General features: G+C 47.5%; 17 protein-coding genes. 5 read left to right on the top strand and 12 right to left on the bottom strand.

The features are described from left to right. Window positions 1-63 precede the first annotated feature (63 nt). The 3 genes from AR383_RS17615 to AR383_RS17605 form a co-directional block, all read right to left on the bottom strand. Window positions 64-711: an HAD family hydrolase gene (locus AR383_RS17615; protein ID WP_055734316.1), complete on the bottom strand. Its 648-nt coding sequence runs from the start codon at window positions 709-711 to the stop codon at window positions 64-66. 22 nt (window positions 712-733) lie between these two features. Next, a complete protein-coding gene (locus AR383_RS17610) occupies window positions 734-2122 on the bottom strand; it encodes a YjiH family protein (protein WP_055734315.1) in 1389 nt (462 codons plus the stop codon). Between the two features lie 262 nt (window positions 2123-2384). Continuing rightward, window positions 2385-2774 carry a hypothetical protein gene (locus AR383_RS17605; RefSeq protein ID WP_055734314.1) on the bottom strand — a complete coding sequence of 130 codons (390 nt, stop codon included), beginning with the start codon at window positions 2772-2774 and terminating at the stop codon, window positions 2385-2387. Window positions 2775-3046: 272 nt separating this feature from the next. On the opposite strand from AR383_RS17605, the gene AR383_RS17600 reads away from it, so the two are divergent. Together AR383_RS17600 and AR383_RS17595 are read left to right on the top strand one after the other, a co-directional pair. Continuing rightward, the gene (locus tag AR383_RS17600; RefSeq protein ID WP_055734313.1) at window positions 3047-3784 is read left to right on the top strand and encodes a lysophospholipid acyltransferase family protein; all 738 of its coding nucleotides are present in this window, start codon (window positions 3047-3049) and stop codon (window positions 3782-3784) included. Window positions 3785-3852: 68 nt separating this feature from the next. Further along, window positions 3853-4233, top strand: a complete 381-nt coding sequence (locus AR383_RS17595; protein WP_055734312.1) for a PilZ domain-containing protein — start codon at window positions 3853-3855, stop codon at window positions 4231-4233. Here AR383_RS17595 and radA read toward each other — a convergent pair. After that, a complete protein-coding gene (radA, locus tag AR383_RS17590; protein ID WP_055734311.1) occupies window positions 4230-5591 on the bottom strand; it encodes a DNA repair protein RadA in 1362 nt (453 codons plus the stop codon). The two genes, AR383_RS17595 and radA, sit on opposite strands and share 4 nt — an antisense overlap. A 146-nt stretch (window positions 5592-5737) precedes the next feature. Between radA and AR383_RS17585 the strand changes: the two genes are divergently transcribed. After that, window positions 5738-8125 (top strand): PilZ domain-containing protein, encoded by a 2388-nt coding sequence (locus AR383_RS17585; protein WP_055734310.1) that lies wholly within the window; start codon window positions 5738-5740, stop codon window positions 8123-8125. Between the two features lie 7 nt (window positions 8126-8132). Here AR383_RS17585 and serB read toward each other — a convergent pair whose 3' ends face one another. Next, window positions 8133-9128 carry a phosphoserine phosphatase SerB gene (gene serB, locus AR383_RS17580; protein ID WP_229711160.1) on the bottom strand — a complete coding sequence of 332 codons (996 nt, stop codon included), beginning with the start codon at window positions 9126-9128 and terminating at the stop codon, window positions 8133-8135. Between the two features lie 104 nt (window positions 9129-9232). Between serB and AR383_RS17575 the strand changes: the two genes are divergently transcribed. Continuing rightward, window positions 9233-9916 carry a YtjB family periplasmic protein gene (locus tag AR383_RS17575; protein WP_055734308.1) on the top strand — a complete coding sequence of 228 codons (684 nt, stop codon included), beginning with the start codon at window positions 9233-9235 and terminating at the stop codon, window positions 9914-9916. Here the strand turns inward: AR383_RS17575 and deoD are convergent. From deoD to AR383_RS17545, 6 genes are all read right to left on the bottom strand, one after another. Further along, complete coding sequence (deoD, locus tag AR383_RS17570) at window positions 9913-10617, bottom strand: purine-nucleoside phosphorylase (RefSeq protein WP_055734307.1); 705 nt, start codon at window positions 10615-10617, stop codon at window positions 9913-9915. The genes AR383_RS17575 and deoD overlap by 4 nt on opposite strands. Before the next feature lie 56 nt (window positions 10618-10673). Next, a complete protein-coding gene (locus tag AR383_RS17565; RefSeq protein WP_055734306.1) occupies window positions 10674-11888 on the bottom strand; it encodes a phosphopentomutase in 1215 nt (404 codons plus the stop codon). A gap of 9 nt (window positions 11889-11897) precedes the next feature. Continuing rightward, window positions 11898-13229: a thymidine phosphorylase gene (gene deoA, locus AR383_RS17560; protein ID WP_055734305.1), complete on the bottom strand. Its 1332-nt coding sequence runs from the start codon at window positions 13227-13229 to the stop codon at window positions 11898-11900. A gap of 33 nt (window positions 13230-13262) precedes the next feature. Continuing rightward, on the bottom strand, window positions 13263-14036 hold the full coding sequence (deoC, locus tag AR383_RS17555; protein WP_055734304.1) for a deoxyribose-phosphate aldolase: 774 nt from the start codon (window positions 14034-14036) through the stop codon (window positions 13263-13265). A gap of 100 nt (window positions 14037-14136) precedes the next feature. Then, complete coding sequence (locus AR383_RS17550; RefSeq protein ID WP_055734303.1) at window positions 14137-15375, bottom strand: NupC/NupG family nucleoside CNT transporter; 1239 nt, start codon at window positions 15373-15375, stop codon at window positions 14137-14139. Between the two features lie 373 nt (window positions 15376-15748). Next, window positions 15749-15919, bottom strand: a complete 171-nt coding sequence (locus AR383_RS17545) for a XapX domain-containing protein (protein WP_055735082.1) — start codon at window positions 15917-15919, stop codon at window positions 15749-15751. A gap of 180 nt (window positions 15920-16099) precedes the next feature. Here AR383_RS17545 and AR383_RS17540 point away from each other — a divergent pair, with 180 nt between their 5' ends. Further along, window positions 16100-17521, top strand: a complete 1422-nt coding sequence (locus tag AR383_RS17540) for a hypothetical protein (protein WP_055734302.1) — start codon at window positions 16100-16102, stop codon at window positions 17519-17521. On the opposite strand, the gene AR383_RS17535 is transcribed toward AR383_RS17540, so the two are convergent. After that, on the bottom strand, window positions 17497-18291 hold the full coding sequence (locus tag AR383_RS17535; RefSeq protein ID WP_055734301.1) for a TatD family hydrolase: 795 nt from the start codon (window positions 18289-18291) through the stop codon (window positions 17497-17499). The genes AR383_RS17540 and AR383_RS17535 overlap by 25 nt on opposite strands.

Raw genomic sequence — 18291 nt, 5'->3', positions numbered from 1 at the left:
GATAAGAGCAAAAACAATGCCAGCCAGCAGCGTCAAAAAAACACTACTGGCTGTTAGTCTCGCTTAACGTAGTTCGCTTAAGGCTTCGCTAAGCGAACCACAGATCCGATGGCCCAAGGATTTAAGCTGCTCGCTAGGTTCGATTAAATCGGGGATTTGATAAACGTGCATGCCCGCAGACACCGCAGCTCTCACTCCGTTATCCGAATCTTCAAAGGCCAAACAACGCTCTGGTGCCACCGATAATGTGCTGGCTGCCGTCAAAAAGATTTCAGGGTGAGGCTTACTATGAGTGACCTGACAGCCAGTGGAAAGACTATCAAAATAATCAATCAACTTAGCATTAGTTAACTTAACCTGAGCCACTTGGCGATTAGAAGAAGTGGCCACCGCCATAGGAATGGCTTTACTCTTCAGCCACTCTAATAGCTCTACCACACCTTCTTTTACCGGCAATGCCTGATGCATAGTAATTGCGTGGTACTTATCTAACCACAGCGCACGAAGCTCATCGTAGGGAAGTTCTGGGCCATAACCATCCACTATGATGCGTTTGATTTGCTGAGCATTAGTACCAATAATTTTTAAATACACCTGTTCTTTAAACTCAATCCCTAAGTCGTGACAGGCGGCGGCAAAGGTATCGTAAGATACCCGCTCACTATCGAGTAATAATCCATCCATATCAAATACCGCAGCTTGATAGCTCATGTGTTCTCCAGAAAACTGATACTTAAAAGAATAAATGGGCCATAGCAGCAATAATCGGCAAGGTTACAATGGTACGAATCAAAAATATCGCAAATAGCTGCCACAGTTTAACCGGTAATTGGCTGCCTAAAATCAAGGCGCCCACTTCCGATAGATAAATCAACTGAGTCACCGACACCGCAGCAATAACAAAACGGGTGATGTCGGCTTCAATTGACGCGGCCAAGATCGACGGAATAAACATATCGGCAAAACCTACTACTAAGGTTTCCGACGCTTTGGCAGCTTCTGGTAACTGTAACAGTTCTAATACAGGAATAAAGGGCTTACCCAAAATACTAAAGATAGGTGTATATTCCGCCACCACTAGCGCCACCGTACCCACCGCCATAATCACCGGCAGTACCCCCAACAACATATCTAATACATTGTGTAGGCCTTGCTTTAATAGCTGCTTAGGATGACTGGCTCGCCCAGCTTGTTGGATAGCTAAATTATAGGCCCAGCCGGTAGTGGTGTATTCAGCGGGGATCACTTCGTCGTCTTGCTGGCGCGAAGAGCCATCAACAAAGTAATCTTTAAAACCAGAAAGCGGGGGTAAGCGAGGCACAATGATCGCCGCAGCCAAGCCCGCTACACAAACAGTAAGGTAGAACGGGGCAAACATATGCTCTAAATTAACTTGGGCCAATACCACTAGACTGAAGGTAATAGAAACCGCAGAGAAAGTAGTAGCAATCACCACCCCTTCACGCTGGGTATAATGTTTGTCTTCATATTGTTTATTGGTTAGCAAAATACCTACGCTACCATCCCCCAACCAAGAGGCAATACAATCCACGGCGCTGCGCCCTGGCAAACCAAAGATTGGCCGCATCACTTTACTTAATAAAGTGCCGACAAACTCCAGTAGACCAAAATTTAGCAACAAGGGTAATAACAAACCGGCAAAGATGAATACGCTTAATAAGGTCGGTAGCAAATCAGCCAAAATAAGGCCGCCGGTGTCTCCCGACCATAGCGCTTCTGGGCCCACTTTAAAGGCACAAATTAAGACCAAAACCCAACCCAGCATACGCACGCCGTACCACACTTTAGAGACTTGGAATAAGGCAGTTAATAAAGCATTTTTCCCCAGCCAGCTTGGTTTGGCAAACATGGCATAACTCGACATAAGAGCACTCACGCTAATTAAAGCCACGATCAACCAAAGGGCGCTATCACCTAATATGGCCACCAAGGATTTGGCCAAAATAGCTACCGGAATAGTATAAGAACCGTCGTAGGGTAAAGGCAGCATAAATAAGAAAATGCCCAACATAGAGGGAATAATGAATTTCCAAGCTGGAACAGATTTTGGGGCCTTGGTCGCCGATGAGGAAGGCACCGCTACCGACTTCGTGTCGCGCATATTAAATCACTCTTTCTTCAACAATTTGTGGTTATATTCACTAAGCGTGAATAGAATTTCGCGCAAGAATACAAGGAAGAGTCGCCTCAATCAAGATTTATTGACCAAGAAAAAGACCAATATCAAAATCTTCAACTAGATAGCAGTGAGTTGCTCTGGAGGAAAAAACCAAATGAATAAACAACGATAAGCATCCAAGGTTAGGCGGATAAACGGCTGATGCGAATCGCCGTTATCAAGTCCTTGGGTTGCTTAGTGCTAATTAAAAATCGCCAACTCGATAAGAGTATTCGGCCAGTTTAGCCTGACCAAGATAATGGCCAATAAAGAGTTGCTTGGCACTGGCATTAAAATGGAAGCGTAGCTCAGGGTTGAGCTGCCAACGACTATCTTGAGCACGCCGCCACAGCACTCGCTCCCCATCTAACTGACAAACATAGCTGTGGGTTTGCCCACTTTGACTAAGTCGAAATTCCATCTGTTGCTGCCGACTGCGGTAAAAATCAATATTTTTCAAGGCGCTGCCTTGTAAACTAGCTAGCGCCGCCTGACAGATTTGCTGTGGGCGAAAACCACCCAAATTCGGCTTAGCCGCCACTAAACAAGCGGCAACAAGAACATAAAGCGTGCAGCTTAGCGCTCGTTTCAACATTTCTTCTCCCACAAGACAAGTTGTGTTTGACTCACTATGCGGCAAATTTTGGCAAGCAACAAGCGCCTTCTCTTAACCAGCGGCCAGCCACTTAAGCAGCCCATCAGGTGAAAAAAGCACCGATAAGCCACTACGCTCAGTCGCCATTAAAGATATAAATAAAACCAACAAAATCCAAAATAGCTCACGTGACAGCTTGTTAGTTAACACTTAATATACTGATTAATAAAATTTATTGCTTATTACAGCCGGACTTTGTTTAAGGGGCCAAAGTGCTATTACAACTGCTATCACTTGCTATTCTCAGCTTTATCGCCCTCAGCTCGGTAATATTTTTTGTCTGCGCCTGCCTCATATTTATGCTCACAGTCGGCTTTGATAAACGGCTCCGTTTATTGCACTACTTTACCTGTGCATGGGCCAGCTTGTACCTAGTGATAGTGCCGCACTGGCAGGTCAGACGCCGAGGCCTACAGTTAGTCGACAAACAACAGTCCTATGTCATTGTGTCGAATCACCAATCAGGTTTAGATATTTTACTGTCCTTCGCCTTATTCATTCCCTTTAAATGGGTATCTAAAATTGAAGTATTTAAGGTTCCCTTAATTGGCTGGAATATGTGGCTAAACCGCTATGTGGCACTCAAGCGAGGTGACAAAAACAGCATCAAAAAAATGCTGCGTCAGGCCGAGCAACATCTTAAAAACGGCAGTTCCATTTATCTATTTCCTGAGGGCAGTCGCTCCGCCGACGGCAAATTAAAGCCCTTTAAACTAGGCGCCTTTGCCTTAGCCAAACAAGCCCATGTACCCATTCTACCAATAGCTATTCATGGCACGGCACAAGCGCTGCCCAAAAAAAGCCTAAAACTAACCGGTCATCACCCGATTTGCATCGAGGTACTGCCACCCATCGATAGCCAACAGGTCGCAAGCATGAGCGAAGCGGAATTGGCCTCACACACTCAACAAATAATTGCTCAGGCATTGTCCCAAAAGCCACCCGCTTAGCTGTAAAAATATCTTATTTACGCTAGGCTTAAAGTGAATTGAAATATTGAAACTATAGGAAATAAAGCATGCACGAGCGCCGTCAATTTTTGCGAGTCCTGTTCAACCGCCCCGCCTACTTAAATCACGGTGAGCAATCTTGGTCATGCCAATTGTTGGATTTATCCCTGCAAGGAGCCTTAGTCACCCTACCGAATGACTGGGATGAGGAGTTGACCCAACTCACCCTAAGCTTCAGTTTAAGCGATGTGGCGATTGAAGAGTTGAGCATAACCATGGACGTAGAAGTGAAACATCTACGTGACCAACAAATCGGGCTTAAGTGCCTACACCTCGATCTAGAAAGTGCCAGCCATTTAAAACGCTTAATTGAGTTAAACCTGGGTGACGACGCCCTACTGCATCGCGAACTAGAGCACTTAGTAGACCAAAATAAAGAAGCGGATTAAACCGCTTCTAATGCCTCGGCAAGTTTGCTTACAGCAATCACTTCTAGACCAGCAATCGGCTGCTTAGGCCGGTTGCCTAAGGGCACAATAGCACGTTTGAAGCCATGTTTAGCCGCCTCATTGAGTCGTTCCTGACCATTACTCACCGGTCGAATTTCCCCAGACAGCCCCACTTCACCAAACACCACTAAATCTTGCGCCAGCGTGTGGTTTCTAAAGCTTGATACCATGGCCACCAGCAGTGCCAAGTCGGCGCCGGTTTCGGCCACTCGAACTCCGCCAACCACATTGGTAAACACGTCTTGGTCAGACATTTGCACCCCGGCATGGCGATGCATTACCGCTAACAACATGGCCAAACGGTTTTGCTCTAAGCCCACCGCCACTCGCCGTGGGTTTGCTAGCTGGCTATAGTCCACCAAGGCTTGGATCTCTACCAACAAAGGCCGAGTCCCTTCCCATACCACCATCACCACCGAGCCCGGTGCGGCTTCTTGACCTCGAGACAGGAAAATAGCAGAAGGGTTGGAGACTTCACGCATGCCCTGTTCGGTCATGGCAAATACCCCCAACTCGTTAATCGCACCAAAGCGATTTTTATTACCACGTAGAGTACGAAAACGTCCGTCGGCATCGCCTTCCAGCATAATCGAGCAGTCGATACAATGCTCCAGCACCTTAGGCCCGGCTAAGGTGCCATCTTTGGTCACATGGCCCACCATAAACATGGCAATATTATGCTGCTTAGCGAAACGGGTTAACCAAGCAGCACTTTCTCTCACCTGACTCACCCCACCCGGCGCCGACTGAATATCCGCCATGTGCATTACCTGAATCGAATCAATCACCATCATTTTGGGTTTGATTTCTAAGGCAATCTGGCCAATTTGCTCAACACTGGTTTCCGCAAGCAACTTTAATTTATCTTTCGGTAAACCCAAACGCTGGGCACGCAGAGCAATTTGCTGCAAAGATTCTTCACCGGTGACATACAGAGTATCCATGCTCTGTGCTAGGCCACACATGGTTTGCAACAACAAGGTACTCTTACCGGCACCGGGGCTACCACCAATCAAAATGGCACTGCCGGGTACTACACCGCCGCCCAGCACTCGGTCAAATTCTTTAAAGCCGGTAGAGAAACGCGGTAACTCAGCTAAATCAATGTTTTCTAAGGTCTGCACCTTTCCGGCAGTGCTGCCTGCGTAACCGGTGAAACGATCATTGCGAGACGGAGCGGCACTTAAGCGAACTTCACTAATGGTGTTCCAAGCTTTGCATTCACTGCACTGCCCCTGCCAACGTGGGAAGTCGGCACCACAATCATTACACACATAAGCCGTTTTCACTTTGGCCATTTTTCCTCCAAACGCTCACAAAACGCTAAAATTTTCCTTAAACTTGTTATCTTTCATCTAGCTAAGGGAACAAACTTTGCTTAGTGTATAGACTAAGACAGAAATTTGACATCAAAACATAGCTTGAAGGAATGATACCTAGCCCCATGCCAGAAACGAAGCACCACGCCTTAATCGAGCGACTACTACCGGTGATGGAGAGTAGTGACTTCAATCAAGTCTTTAAGCGCGCTACCGAAGGGCTAAGTAACAATGAACGCTTCCTACTAAAAATGGAAATGAAGCGTTTGGCGACGCCTTGCCAACGGCTGGTTGATTTACGCGGCAAGGTGGACGGTGAATGCAAGGAGTTCCACTACCAAGGTAAAACCCATTTCTTAGATGACATCGCCATCAAGGTCTTCAAGCAACAGTTAAAGCTTTACAACCAGCAATACACTCTTGGTATTTTTGAAAAACTGCAACACACTGAAAACAACTTCAAGGTGATGCAGAAAAAGAATATCAGCCCGCAAGAGGCGGCCGCCCGTAGACCCAAAAAGGTGATCGCCCGAGCTGTTCGCTTAGGCCACTATATAGGCCGTAGCGAAGAACGCATGCACCTCACCGCCCCACTAAGAATTGCCGATGTGAATGGCAAGCTGTTTGATGCCAGAACCTCCAATATGTCGGTATCGGGGATCCGCATCAAGGTGGATGAGAAGCGCACATTTGAAGTGGGCGAGCACTACTTTATCTACTTTACCGGGCTAGAAAAAGAATTCGTTAACCGCGTACTAAGTGCGGGGACCGAATACCGTGTAGTCGGTATCGACCGGAAAAAGCAGCAACAATGGGTACGGCTCGTGGTAGTGGATCCAGGCGAAGAATTTAATCAATTTTTCAAAAACTTTCTTCGCTCCTATCGAGGCCGCTACCGAGTGGATGTAGACAACATCACCGCGGCAGTGATAACTAAAGGTTATGAGCAATACCTAATGCCGCGCTTAAGTAGCGTGCCACTGTATTTTTCGGGCACTAACTCGCCAAGCCTGCGTTATGCCCTAGCCACCCAAAATAACGGCGATATTTTTTCTTATTGGCGCGATGAAAGTAATCAAAGTCACCTTTCTCAACTATTTCATTCGCCACGAATGCTACGCTACATGCAACGGGAACAGGGCGAAAGCTTGATCTACTGCTTTACCCATACTGCCAATAATAAGTTGTTTTTCTATTCGGCCAGCAGTGAAGAATTAGCAGAACACCCCGAGCTGCGTGAGCTTTACCTCGCTTACGGCTGTCGCAAACCCAGTTGGAAGGTATTTAAATTTCAATTTTTCCCAGCCACAGCGGGCGATGCAGAAGTAAGCTCACCGCTGCCCAAGAAAGATTCGCCCATCGAGCGCGAGCGCGTCGCCAAGGCTTTAAACGGCCTAAGCATGGTTGGGCTACTTAGCGATGTTACCAACCAACAAGTAGAGCAAACTTATCAGCATAGTTACCCCTTACAGGGCAACCCCAACAAGCTGTCTTTGTTTAATCAAAGCAAACAAAAGCAGGGCCAGTTTGAGCAAGTAAACTATAAGTACTTGCAACTAAGAAAAGAAAACCGTTATCAGCACCGCTCCTTGGTTGAGGTAGAAAACGCCGCCCCCAATGACGCTGGAGTGGAAACGGGCTGGACAGCCGACTTCTCGGTATCGGGGATGAAGATAGAGCTAGAAACGCCGCTTAGCTACGAGATTGGCGATACCCTTTATTTGGCGCTACCCCAGTTACAAAAGCTGGTTAAAAACTTCAGTTTGTCCCACCTGCCCTATCAGGTGACCAACTGCAATAACAGTAAAACGGTATACAACCTCAAAGTGGTAGAAAGCAAGGGCAATGCTCACGAAGGCAGTCGCTTCTTCCAACAGTTAATTAGCAACAATTTAGACAAACTGCCAGCGCTACCAGAAGGCAAGGCGATAGCCGGTTTATCGGATGCGCTACGGCAAATCTTGTGTGCCCCACTGTTTTGTCGCGCCATGTTCATTCACAAAGTACCTGGCTCGCTAGAGGTGAAATGCGTCACCTACGGCGCATTTGCGCAAGATAGTGATAAATGGCTAAACATTGATAGCAGCAAACACTCTGCAGACTTAAGCCAATTCTTGTCCAGTGAAAACCTAGCCAGCTTTTTGGCCACTCAATTACGCAGCCACAAACCCAGTGATAATCCAGAAAACATCGAAGTAATTACGGTCACTGCCAAAGATAGCGATAAACTGCTAGCAGTGCGTTGCAGTGGCAACTTTGAATCGATTCAACAGCTGCGAAACTTTGTCCAATTAAGCGCTGGGCGCGGCCAAGTTAACGCCTTTAATTTGCAACTGTCTCGAGTCGGCCGTCCCGATACCGAATACATTCAACGCGAATTGGACTACATCAGCCATTACGCGATTCACCGCGCTAAGCAGCTAGAAGATGAGTTATGGAGTGTGGCCGGTGTGATAGAGGTAACCGACGTCACCGAAGAGCTTATGCAGCGCTTTAACCTTAGCGCTGCATAACAAAGGCTTACGCCGCAATCATTCTAGCGGCTAGCAAAATACACACGACGCCATCTAAGTCGCTGTGCTTAATCGCCAGTTGAGCTTGCTGTTGCACTAAGGGTTTGGCGTGAATAGCCACACCAAAATCGGCGGCAGCCAGCATTTTTAAGTCATTGGCCCCATCGCCAATCGCCATGGTTTGAGTGGCACCATAACGTTGCTTTAACTGCGCCAAGATGTCTGCTTTAACCTGTGCATCCACCACCCCGCCCAATACTTGGCCGGTTAAGCTCTGCTGCTCAATCTCTAATACATTGGCTTGCACATAATCAAAACCTAAGTCCTGTTGCAGGCGCTCGGCAAAATAAGTAAAACCACCGGAAGCAATCGCCACCTTCCAACCTGCATCATGAATGGTCGATATTAAACAAGCTAAACCGGGCATTAAGGGCATGTTGTCGGCCACTTGTTGCAAAATACTTTCTGGCGCTCCTTTTAGCTTACTCACGCGGGTGCGTAAGCTTTGCTCAAAGTCCAGTTCACCACGCATCGCCGCGGCAGTAACGGCGCTGACTTCTTCTCCCACATTGGCTAAAGCGGCAATTTCATCAATACATTCGATTTGAATCGTGGTGGAATCCATGTCCATCAATACCACGCCCGCTTGGCTTAAATCTGGCAAGCTTGCCAAGGCTACAGCGTCAAAGCTCAACTGAGCCTGCTCTAGCTGCTGTTTGCACCAAGCGCTATCGCCAGCACTTTGCAATAAAACACAGATATTTCCCGCCGCCGGAAGCACCCCACACAATTGTATTGGCTGTTGCTGGATGGCTTGAGTCAGCTTAATGAAATCTTCGAGTAATAAATCCTTAGCCCAAGCTAGCACATAAGCACCGGTTAAGGCGGCTTGGCCAGCCACTAAACCCTGCTCAGCACATAGCTGATAGGGATAAGTCTTTAAAGCTAAAGACCACTGACTAAGAGATTGCGGTAGGCTGTCGAGGTGATGTGGAGAATCCAAACTAAATCCTTGTTCTAGAAAGTTGCGGCGCATCAAGATAGCGTATTGCTTTTTGGTTTGGCAAGCACCTACAATGGCTTTGCAAAGAAAAAAGAGGTGTGTGTGTGGCCAAATCCGCTGTTAGACGCTATCGAATCATTCAATTCAGCCAGTTTATACTCGCCATTTTGTGCTGTATTTGGGTGTTTTTCTATTATCTAGATTTAAAGCACAGTGGTGAGCAGTTAATTGAAAACCAAACCGAGAAGCTGGCCCGCTCACTCAGCTCGCTAGCGGCTTTAAATGCTGCTTCTTACATGGACCAAGACGACGCCCAAGAGTTAGGGCAACTGGTTAATGCACTAGTTAAAGAGCATTTCGTGAGAGACGCCTCGATTTACGACAACCAAGGCTTGCGTATTGCAAGCTCGCAACTGGCGCTACCGCTCACTCGATTGCTGCCTCTGGCAGGAGCCAGCCACACGCCAATCGAGGGGCTAGGAAGACGCCCCTACGTGGCTGAAATCCGAGGGGAACAAGGCGAAACCTTGGGCTTTTTACGGATCACCCTAGAGCACACCACTTTACTCGCCGAAGCCAATACCTACATTAGCCACAGCCAATCAAAAATGATGATGATGTTCTTGGTGTCGATCTGTATTGGTTTTCTATTCACCCGAGTCTTATCGCGCAAACGTCATTTAGCGGCGTTATTTAATATTAATGCACGGGCGCAGCGTAAGAAGGCTAAACAAGCGAAACAGCTTCTGGCAGACATTGCCGCCAGAAGTGAGCAAGCCAAAGACTAAAGCAGTGACTCAAGAGTGAGAGTAATCATATCGTTGAAGGTGGTTTGACGCTCTTCAGCAGTGGTTTTTTCTCCAGTGCGAATATGGTCAGAAATGGTCACCACACATAAAGCGGCTTTACCACACTCAGCCGCCACCCCATAAAGGCCAGCAGCTTCCATTTCTACCGCATAAACGTTGTGTTTTTCCATTACATCAAACATATCTGGTTCAGGCGAATAAAACAGATCGGCCGAGAAAATGTTACCCACTTTAGCGTCGATGCCCTGCGCTTTGGCGCTATCCACTGCAGCACGTAATAAGTCATAGTTAGCAATCGCGGCAAAGTCATGGCCTTTAAAACGAACTCGGTTCACTTTTGAATCAGTACAAGCACCCATACCAATCACTACATCACGTAGCTTAATATCGTTACTTACAGCACCGGCACTACCAACACGAATAATATTCTCAACGCCATACTGAGTATACAACTCGTGGGCATAAATAGAGCAGCTGGGGATGCCCATACCAGAACCCATTACCGAAACGCGTTTACCTTTATATGTACCAGTAAAACCAAGCATATTACGTACACTGGTCACTTCTACAACGTCTTCTAAAAAGGTTTCTGCAATGTACTTGGCACGTAGTGGGTCGCCAGGAAATAACACGGTTTCCGCAAAATCACCCAGTTTAGCATTAATATGAGGGGTAGCCATAAATTCTCCTAATCAATAATTTGCAGTCGCACTCCCTGTGCGACTAATCTAAGTTGTTATAAAAAGCTGCTGCCGTATTCTAGCGCTGGCAACTTCAGGTAATCGGCAATGGTTTGGCCAATATCGGCAAAGGTATCGCGCTTACCCACGTTTTTAGCCGCCAGTTTTTTACCGTAGAAAATCACCGGAATATGTTCGCGGGTATGATCAGTCCCAGGCCAAGTAGGATCACAACCATGATCGGCAGTAAGAATAACGATGTCATCATCACTAAGCTTGGCCAGTAATTCAGGCAGGCGTTGGTCAAAGTACTCAAGCGCTGCCGCGTAACCCGACACATCACGTCGATGCCCATAAGATGAGTCAAAATCAACGAAGTTGGTGAAGATGATGCTATTGTCCACTTGGCGATCCATTTCGCTCAAGGTTAAATCAAACAAACCTTCCAAGCCGGTTGCTTTCACCTTACGAGTAATCCCTTGCTGCGCATAAATATCAGCAATTTTACCGATACTCACTACTTCGCCACCAGCCTCGGCCATGCGGTCAAGTAGGGTTGGCGCAGGCGGCAAGACCGATAGATCGCGGCGGTTACCGGTGCGGGCAAAATCCTTAGCGCTGTTACCCACAAACGGACGGGCAATCACTCGGCCAATGTTGTAAGGGTCGACCAATTCACGGGCTATCTCACACAGTTTTAGTAAGCGCTCTAAACCAAAGCTTTCTTCATGTGCGGCGATCTGAAAAACACTGTCGGCAGAGGTATAAAAAATCGGTTTACCAGTGGCCATGTGCTTTTCGCCAAGGCGCTCTAACACTTCCGTGCCCGAGGCATGACAGTTGCCTAAATAACCAGGCAAGTCGGCACGTTTCACTAATTCATCTAGTAGGCTTTGGGGAAAGCTATTCTCCGTTTCACTGAAGTAGCCCCAGTCAAATAAGACCGGTACACCAGCGATTTCCCAGTGTCCACTAGGAGTATCTTTACCACTAGACAGTTCCGCTGCATAGCCATATTGGCCAGTGGGCTTGATGCTGGCATCCAATCCCGGCGGGAACACCCCGCCACTGTCAGCACAGGCCTGCCCTAAGCCTAAGCGATTTAAATTAGGAATGTTAAGCGGGCCAGTTCTACCTTGCTCGGCCTTACCTTGGGCACATTGCTCGGCAATATGTAACAGAGTATTAGCACCTTGATCGCCAAATTTGTCGGCATCTTCAGAGGCTCCAATGCCAAAGGAATCAAGCATTAAAATAATTGCACGTTTCATAGGATCTCCTTAACAAGCAGCAATGCGCTGATAAACCGACTGTGGCTGTATAAAATCAGCTCCGGCTTCAACCAAAGTAATCGCTTGTTGAATTTGTTTTGCAGCCGCCTGCCACGAGGCTTCGTCATTGGCATGCAAAGTTAATAGGGCTTGTCCTTTATCAACAAGATCACCTATTTCGACTAGTCCATTAATCCCCACACTGTGGTCAATGGCAGCTCCGGGAACACTTCGTCCGCCACCTAAGCCCACTACAGCCATGCCTAGGGCACGACAGTCTAATTGGCTCACCATGCCACTGTGCCTTGCCAATACAGGCTTCACCACCTTGGCTTTTGCTAGGTAATGTTCGCTACGCTCAACAAAATCGCTAGGCCCACCTAGGGCACTGACCATTTTGGCAAAGCGCTCTAAAGCCGCGCCAGAGCTAATGCTGTCAGCCAGCTTTTGCTCGGCCTGCTGTTGGTTTTCGGCTAGGCCACTAGATAACAACATCTCACTGGCTAGCGCGGTAGTCACGTGATGTAAGCGCTGTGCCGAGGTATCCCCTTTTAGATAACGCAGCGTTTCGGCGATTTCTACAGCATTACCGGCACTCGGTGCCAGCGGCTGATTCATATCAGTGAGCAGCGCACTGCATCTCACTCCGGCGGCATTAGCCACGGTAACAATGCTTTCCGCCAAGGCCTTTGATTGGGCGAAGTCAGGCATGAAGGCACCGCTGCCCACTTTGACATCCATAACCAGAGCGCCTAGGCCAGAAGCGAGTTTCTTACTGAGAATAGAGCCGGTGATCAGCGGAATCGATTCCACCGTAGCGGTCACATCTCGAATGCTATATAAGCGTTTATCGGCGGGCGCCAATTCACCGGTTTGGCCGATGATAGCAATGCCCACTTGTTTTACTATGTTTTCAAATTGCTGAGTGCTAGGGGTAATGGAATAACCGGGAATGGACTCTAGCTTATCTAAAGTCCCACCGGTATGACCTAAACCACGCCCCGAAATCATCGGTACATGAGCGCCACAGGCAGCCACCATTGGCCCCAGAATCAACGACGTTAAATCACCTACGCCGCCAGTGGAATGCTTGTCGACTACTGGACCGGGTAAATCAAGATGCTGCCAACTAAGTACTTGACCAGAATCACGCATAGCGCAGGTGAGCGCAGTAGCTTCTTCGGCGGTCATGCCATTAAAGTAGACCGCCATAGCAAAGGCCCCTACCTGACTATCACTGAGTTGGCCGGTGGTGATGCCATCAACCATAAACTGGACTTCAGCCACCGATAGCGCATGGCCATCACGTTTACGTCGAATGATTTCTTGAGGAAAAAACATCAGTATTCCTTAACAATGAGTCAACAAAAAAGCTTAGTAACCGGCGCCCGCTTGGGCCTTGTCGTCACCCGCAATGGTGGCTTGCAAAGCCGCTAATAAGCTAGAGGCACCAAAGCGGAAATGGACTTGGCTTAACCAATCATCACCCAGAATATTGCTAGCAAGATCTAAGTAAATTTTTGCTTGTTCAGCACTTTTCACCCCACCCGCTGCTTTAAAGCCACAGTCAGGGTTAAACTCGGCAATCGCCTTAAGCATGATTTCTGCCGCTTCTGGGGTAGCATTTACCGGCACTTTACCGGTAGAGGTTTTAATAAAGTCCGCGCCAGCTTTAATCGCAATTTCACTGGCTTTAGCGATTAGCTCAGGGCTTTTTAATTCGCCACTTTCAATAATCACTTTTAATTTAATCTCGCCACAAGCCGCTTTACATTGTTGCACCAAGTCAAAACCAACTTGCTCTTCGCCGGCCATCAAGGCGCGCCACGGGAACACTACGTCTACTTCGTCTGCACCGTAAGCCACTGCCGCTTTGGTTTCGGCAACGGCTAGGGCTACATCATCTTCACCTAGCGGGAAATTAGTTACCGTTGCAATTTTCACTTCGCTGGCGTCAAGCTCGGCTAAGACCTTACGGGCGAAAGGAATGAAACGAGGATAAATACAAATCGCAGCAACTTGACCATCAACTGATTTAGCCTGGCTGCAAAGGGCCGCCACCGTTTCACGCGTATCGTCGTCATTTAAGGTGGTGAGGTCCATTAAAGAAAGGGCTGTACGGGCCACAGCAGTAAGAGACTGAGACATAACTATTCCTCAATTATTTTAAGATTAAACCTACTGCCAGGGCAGCAATAGATAGTGCTGTATTAAGGCTTCCCGGCACTTAAGCGGGAAGCCTTACTAGCTATAGCAGACTGACAAAGAAACCAGCAAGTGCGGCGCTCATTAAGTTAGCTAACGAGGCTGCGGCTACGGCCTTAAGACCTAAACGGGCAATATCACCACGGCGACTTGGCGCCATGCTACCTAAACCACCCAGTAGAATTGCAATTGAAGACAAGTTAGCAAAACCACATAGTGCAAAAGTAATCACCACTTGAGTATGTTGAGAAAGCGTTTCGCGAGCGCCAACAAAATCGATGTAAGCAACAAACTCGTTCACAATCAGTTTTTGACCGATGAAGCTACCCGCTTGTACCGCTTCAGCCCAAGGCACACCAATAATCCACGCCACGGGCGCAAAAATGTAACCAAGAATTAATTGAATGGTTAGGCCTTCAACACCAAACCAACCACCAATACCACCCACCATGCTATTTAATAGCGCGATAAGACCGATGAAAGCCAATAGCATTGCACCCACATTAAGTGCTAAATGCATACCAGTTGAAGCACCGGCAGCCGCGGCATCAATCACATTTGATGGGCGCTCTTCTTCGGCTAGCGTGGCATCCATATCTTGATGAGAAGGGTTAGTCTCTGGCTTAATAATTTTCGCCATTAACAAACCACCAGGGGCCGCCATGAAAGAAGCTGCAATAAGATACTTAAGCTCTACACCTAGGCCGGCGTAGCCTGCAAGAACAGAACCCGCAACTGAAGCTAAACCACCCACCATAATGGCAAATAGCTCTGATTCACTCATTTTAGGAATAAAAGGCTTCACCACGATAGGCGCTTCGGTTTGACCAACAAAGATATTAGCCGTAGCTGACATAGACTCAGGACGGCTAGTACCTAAGACTTTTTGTAAGGCACCACCAATCACCAAAATAATCTTCTGCATAATGCCTAAGTAATAAAGCACCGCGATTAAAGCAGAGAAGAAGATAATGATAGGTAATACGCGAACGGCAAATACAAAGCCTACTCCATTACCAAACATGGCATCGCTGCCTAAGCCGCCAAATAGGAAGGCAATACCAGCTTGAGCACTGTCGATAACTGACTGAACCCCACCAGATACCGCTGCCAAAACGTCTTGACCAAACGGAATGTAAAGAACAAATGCACCGAAGCCAGCTTGAATAGCAAAAGCGCCAAATACGGTACGTTTGTTAATTGATTTTTTCTTATCGGAGAGCAAGAATGCTATCCCTAGCAGCGCAACCACGCCTACCAAGCTCATTAATGTATTATTCATACGTGTCCCTAATTAACTAATTATATTTTTATAAAACCGACAACGCTCTAGTGGTTTAGTACTAAGCAAGAAACCACTACAACGAGCCAGAGTTGGTATTCCATTACACTTACAGCATCCGTTTAGGTCTAGCCTCGTCTTTACCAAGGTGTAATGACTTCTACGGATCATGATCATACCTTGGCTTCTAAGGCTAAATGCTAATTGGATCAAATCTAATCGACTAATAAGCTCCATTTAGCACTATGTTAACCGCATGTGTTGATAAAGTTTCTCATTACCATTAAGCTGACTGACTTATCTAAAACATACAGTGCAAACTATAGGTAACTTTCGACGGCTTTTCTCTGGATGTTAACTTATGCTAAAAAACCTAAGAGAAAAAATGTTGTATCACTTGTTGGTAGGCCATGCCGCCTAAATAAATACCAACAATACCTACAATACCAGATAACACCGGTGGCGCAGGTAAGGGCAATTTTATTGCACTAAATAGCACCCCTACGATTGCGCCTGTTACTAAGGCAATAATGACTTCGTTCATAAGCACCTTCCTGTTGATGGTGGCAATCATATTAAACAAGTAAATCGCCACTGTTCCCCTAAGTTGATGCGTGCAGTCTAGGCGGAGGGGGCACTTATTTCGTGAGCCAAATCACGGGATATTTGTCGAAGATTAGTCACACTAGGCCTAGTTACTAAATATGTTGAAAAGAGTTTTAAAGTGAATAGCAACCCAGATGCCGCCCAACCGCAAGAATTTGCCTTTAGACAAGAGTTTAACTGCTGCAAAAACTGTCGTTGCCCTAATTTCGGCTTCACCGAAAGCTCTGACTATTTAGCCAAAAGCCAGCAATTAGGTTACCCCGCCCTGCACTGCAAGGCCTGTGGCAGTTACCCCCCTTTAGTGGACAGCCATAGCGTAAATTTGGTGGTAGCAGAACGCGCCCAGCAACACTTAAGCAAAGCGCCCTGTGGCTGTAGTCAGTGCGAACCGGGCTTCTTTTTGGGGCCCACCGTGGGGGTCAAACGCTATGGCAAAACTGGCGCCAATAGCCAGCGTTATCAATGCCGACAGTGCCAAAGTGTATTTACTCAACCGCACATTAAAAATACCGAGCAATTGTGTCAGTTGTTTAACTTCTTAAGCCAAGGACACAATCCACAGCAAATCATGCAGCAATTAAGCATTGCCCCCAAAATTTACTACCAACTATTACAAAGGCTTTACCATTGCTTGCGCTTTTATAGCCGCTTACAGGAACAACGCGCCCTGCCACATGACTTTATTGCCCTGCATACCGAGAGCAAGGTGCACGAGTTTTCTGAGCAAAAACGCATTTGGGCCTTATGTTCTAACGAGGTGCAATCGGGTTATGTCTTGCTGCACACCCACAACCAAACTCAGGTTGAATTAAGCCAAGCGGTTTATTATCAGCAGCGCCCTTCCACCACCTTACCGGCACTGCAAGATAACCCCATAGTGGAAGCCTTAAAGCGCCGCTATCAGCTCACCCTGAACCGCTACCATTTTGAAGACTTGCATTATGGGCCCACCTCTCACCTGCGTGGCACTCATATTATTCAGCCTTCGGTATGTGCTTATGCACATTTTCAGTTGTTGTCTGGTTTTACCCACGAAGCAGAGCGCTTTCATCACTATATTGAACATGAAAGCAGTATTCGCGGCGCGGCGCTAATGTCTTGTGTGGAGGCGATTCGCCACAAACAAGCCGAGGTGTATTACATCTATCATCACCCGCGCACCGAAACCGACATGGGCGAAGGAGGTAACAAAGTAGGTTGGTGGAACGATCGCTGGTATCCGGCAGACTTTGGCGCTTATTGCAGTATTACCTCGGCGCAGGCCTCAGCAACGCCGGTTAACTTGCCTCGGCCAATGGCCTGCCAAGCCTTTTTTGAACATCTAGAGCAAAGCATGTCGAAGCAGCTTAAAAGTGCCAGCTCGGTGAATGCCCTGTTTGAAATCAATCGAGCCCTGTTTAACTATGTGTTGAGCGATGAGCAAGGGCAAACCCCAGCGATGCGCCTAGGCTGCAGTGATAAGCCTTTAAGCGGTAGCCAATTAGTGAGTGCGGCGGTGGCGGCGGTGAACGCCGATCACATCGATAAATTTAGCGCCTGAACACTGTTTTGCCACAGTGCCGACTCAAGCTGTTCGCTGGACTCGCTGCGCAGAGCCACCAGCTGCTGAAAAATAATGGCTAAATTTAATGGCGTATTGTACGGCTGAGTCATTTGGTAGAGCGGCATGTCCGGCGCATCGGTTTCTAATACTAAGGCATCTAAGGGTAGGCGTTTTAAGGCCTTACGGGTCTTTTCTGAACGCGGCCAAGTAATGGTGCCACCAACCCCAATCTTAAAGCCCAAATCCACAAAGCGACTGGCTTGCACGTAACTACCGCTAAAACCATGAATAATCCCGCCTTGAGTAAACTGCTGCTGTTTTAACAACTGTGCCAGCTGGTCGTGTACTCGAACCGAATGGATAAGCAAAGGTAAAGACAGTTGTTGCGCCGCCGCGATTTGCCAACTAAAAGCAAACTGTTGGCGCGCCATGGTCTCTGGAAAGCGCCCATCAAGACCACACTCCCCCCACGCACACACTTGGCCACGCGCTTGTTTCAACAACTCGTATAAGTGCTCAAGTTCTGGTTCTAAGGCTTGTACTGCTTGGCCTAAGGCCTGGCTATTGAGAAAGCAAGGATGATAACCCAGCGCCACACTAATACTTGGCAACTTGGCCAAATCCAATACCGTTTGCCAGTTATCAGGCGATACGGCCGGCACCACACAATGCGCGACATTGGCTTTGCCAAAGCTGGCCAAGTGGCCACTTAAGTCATCATTAAAGGGAGGAAAATCGAGGTGACAGTGAGTATCAAACCAAGCCAT

It is taken from the genome of Agarivorans gilvus (assembly GCF_001420915.1).
Classification (GTDB): Bacteria; Pseudomonadota; Gammaproteobacteria; order Enterobacterales; family Celerinatantimonadaceae; genus Agarivorans; species Agarivorans gilvus.
The sequence above is the reverse complement of the archived record's forward strand: the minus strand, read 5'-3'. Positions and strand labels throughout refer to the sequence as shown.

Bases quoted from the DNA above. Each gene is read 5' to 3' on its own strand.
- deoC (WP_055734304.1), bottom strand. From the start codon at position 14,036: ATGTCTCAGTCTCTTACTGCTGTGGCCCGTACAGCCCTTTCTTTAATG.
- AR383_RS17615 (WP_055734316.1), bottom strand. From the start codon at position 711: ATGAGCTATCAAGCTGCGGTATTTGATATGGATGGATTATTACTCGAT.
- AR383_RS17610 (WP_055734315.1), bottom strand. From the start codon at position 2,122: ATGCGCGACACGAAGTCGGTAGCGGTGCCTTCCTCATCGGCGACCAAG.
- AR383_RS17595 (WP_055734312.1), top strand. From the start codon at position 3,853: ATGCACGAGCGCCGTCAATTTTTGCGAGTCCTGTTCAACCGCCCCGCC.
- deoD (WP_055734307.1), bottom strand. From the start codon at position 10,617: ATGGCTACCCCTCATATTAATGCTAAACTGGGTGATTTTGCGGAAACC.
- AR383_RS17545 (WP_055735082.1), bottom strand. From the start codon at position 15,919: ATGAACGAAGTCATTATTGCCTTAGTAACAGGCGCAATCGTAGGGGTG.
- AR383_RS17565 (WP_055734306.1), bottom strand. From the start codon at position 11,888: ATGAAACGTGCAATTATTTTAATGCTTGATTCCTTTGGCATTGGAGCC.
- AR383_RS17585 (WP_055734310.1), top strand. From the start codon at position 5,738: ATGCCAGAAACGAAGCACCACGCCTTAATCGAGCGACTACTACCGGTG.
- AR383_RS17550 (WP_055734303.1), bottom strand. From the start codon at position 15,375: ATGAATAATACATTAATGAGCTTGGTAGGCGTGGTTGCGCTGCTAGGG.
- AR383_RS17535 (WP_055734301.1), bottom strand. From the start codon at position 18,291: ATGGCTTGGTTTGATACTCACTGTCACCTCGATTTTCCTCCCTTTAAT.
- deoA (WP_055734305.1), bottom strand. From the start codon at position 13,229: ATGTTTTTTCCTCAAGAAATCATTCGACGTAAACGTGATGGCCATGCG.
- radA (WP_055734311.1), bottom strand. From the start codon at position 5,591: ATGGCCAAAGTGAAAACGGCTTATGTGTGTAATGATTGTGGTGCCGAC.
- AR383_RS17605 (WP_055734314.1), bottom strand. From the start codon at position 2,774: ATGTTGAAACGAGCGCTAAGCTGCACGCTTTATGTTCTTGTTGCCGCT.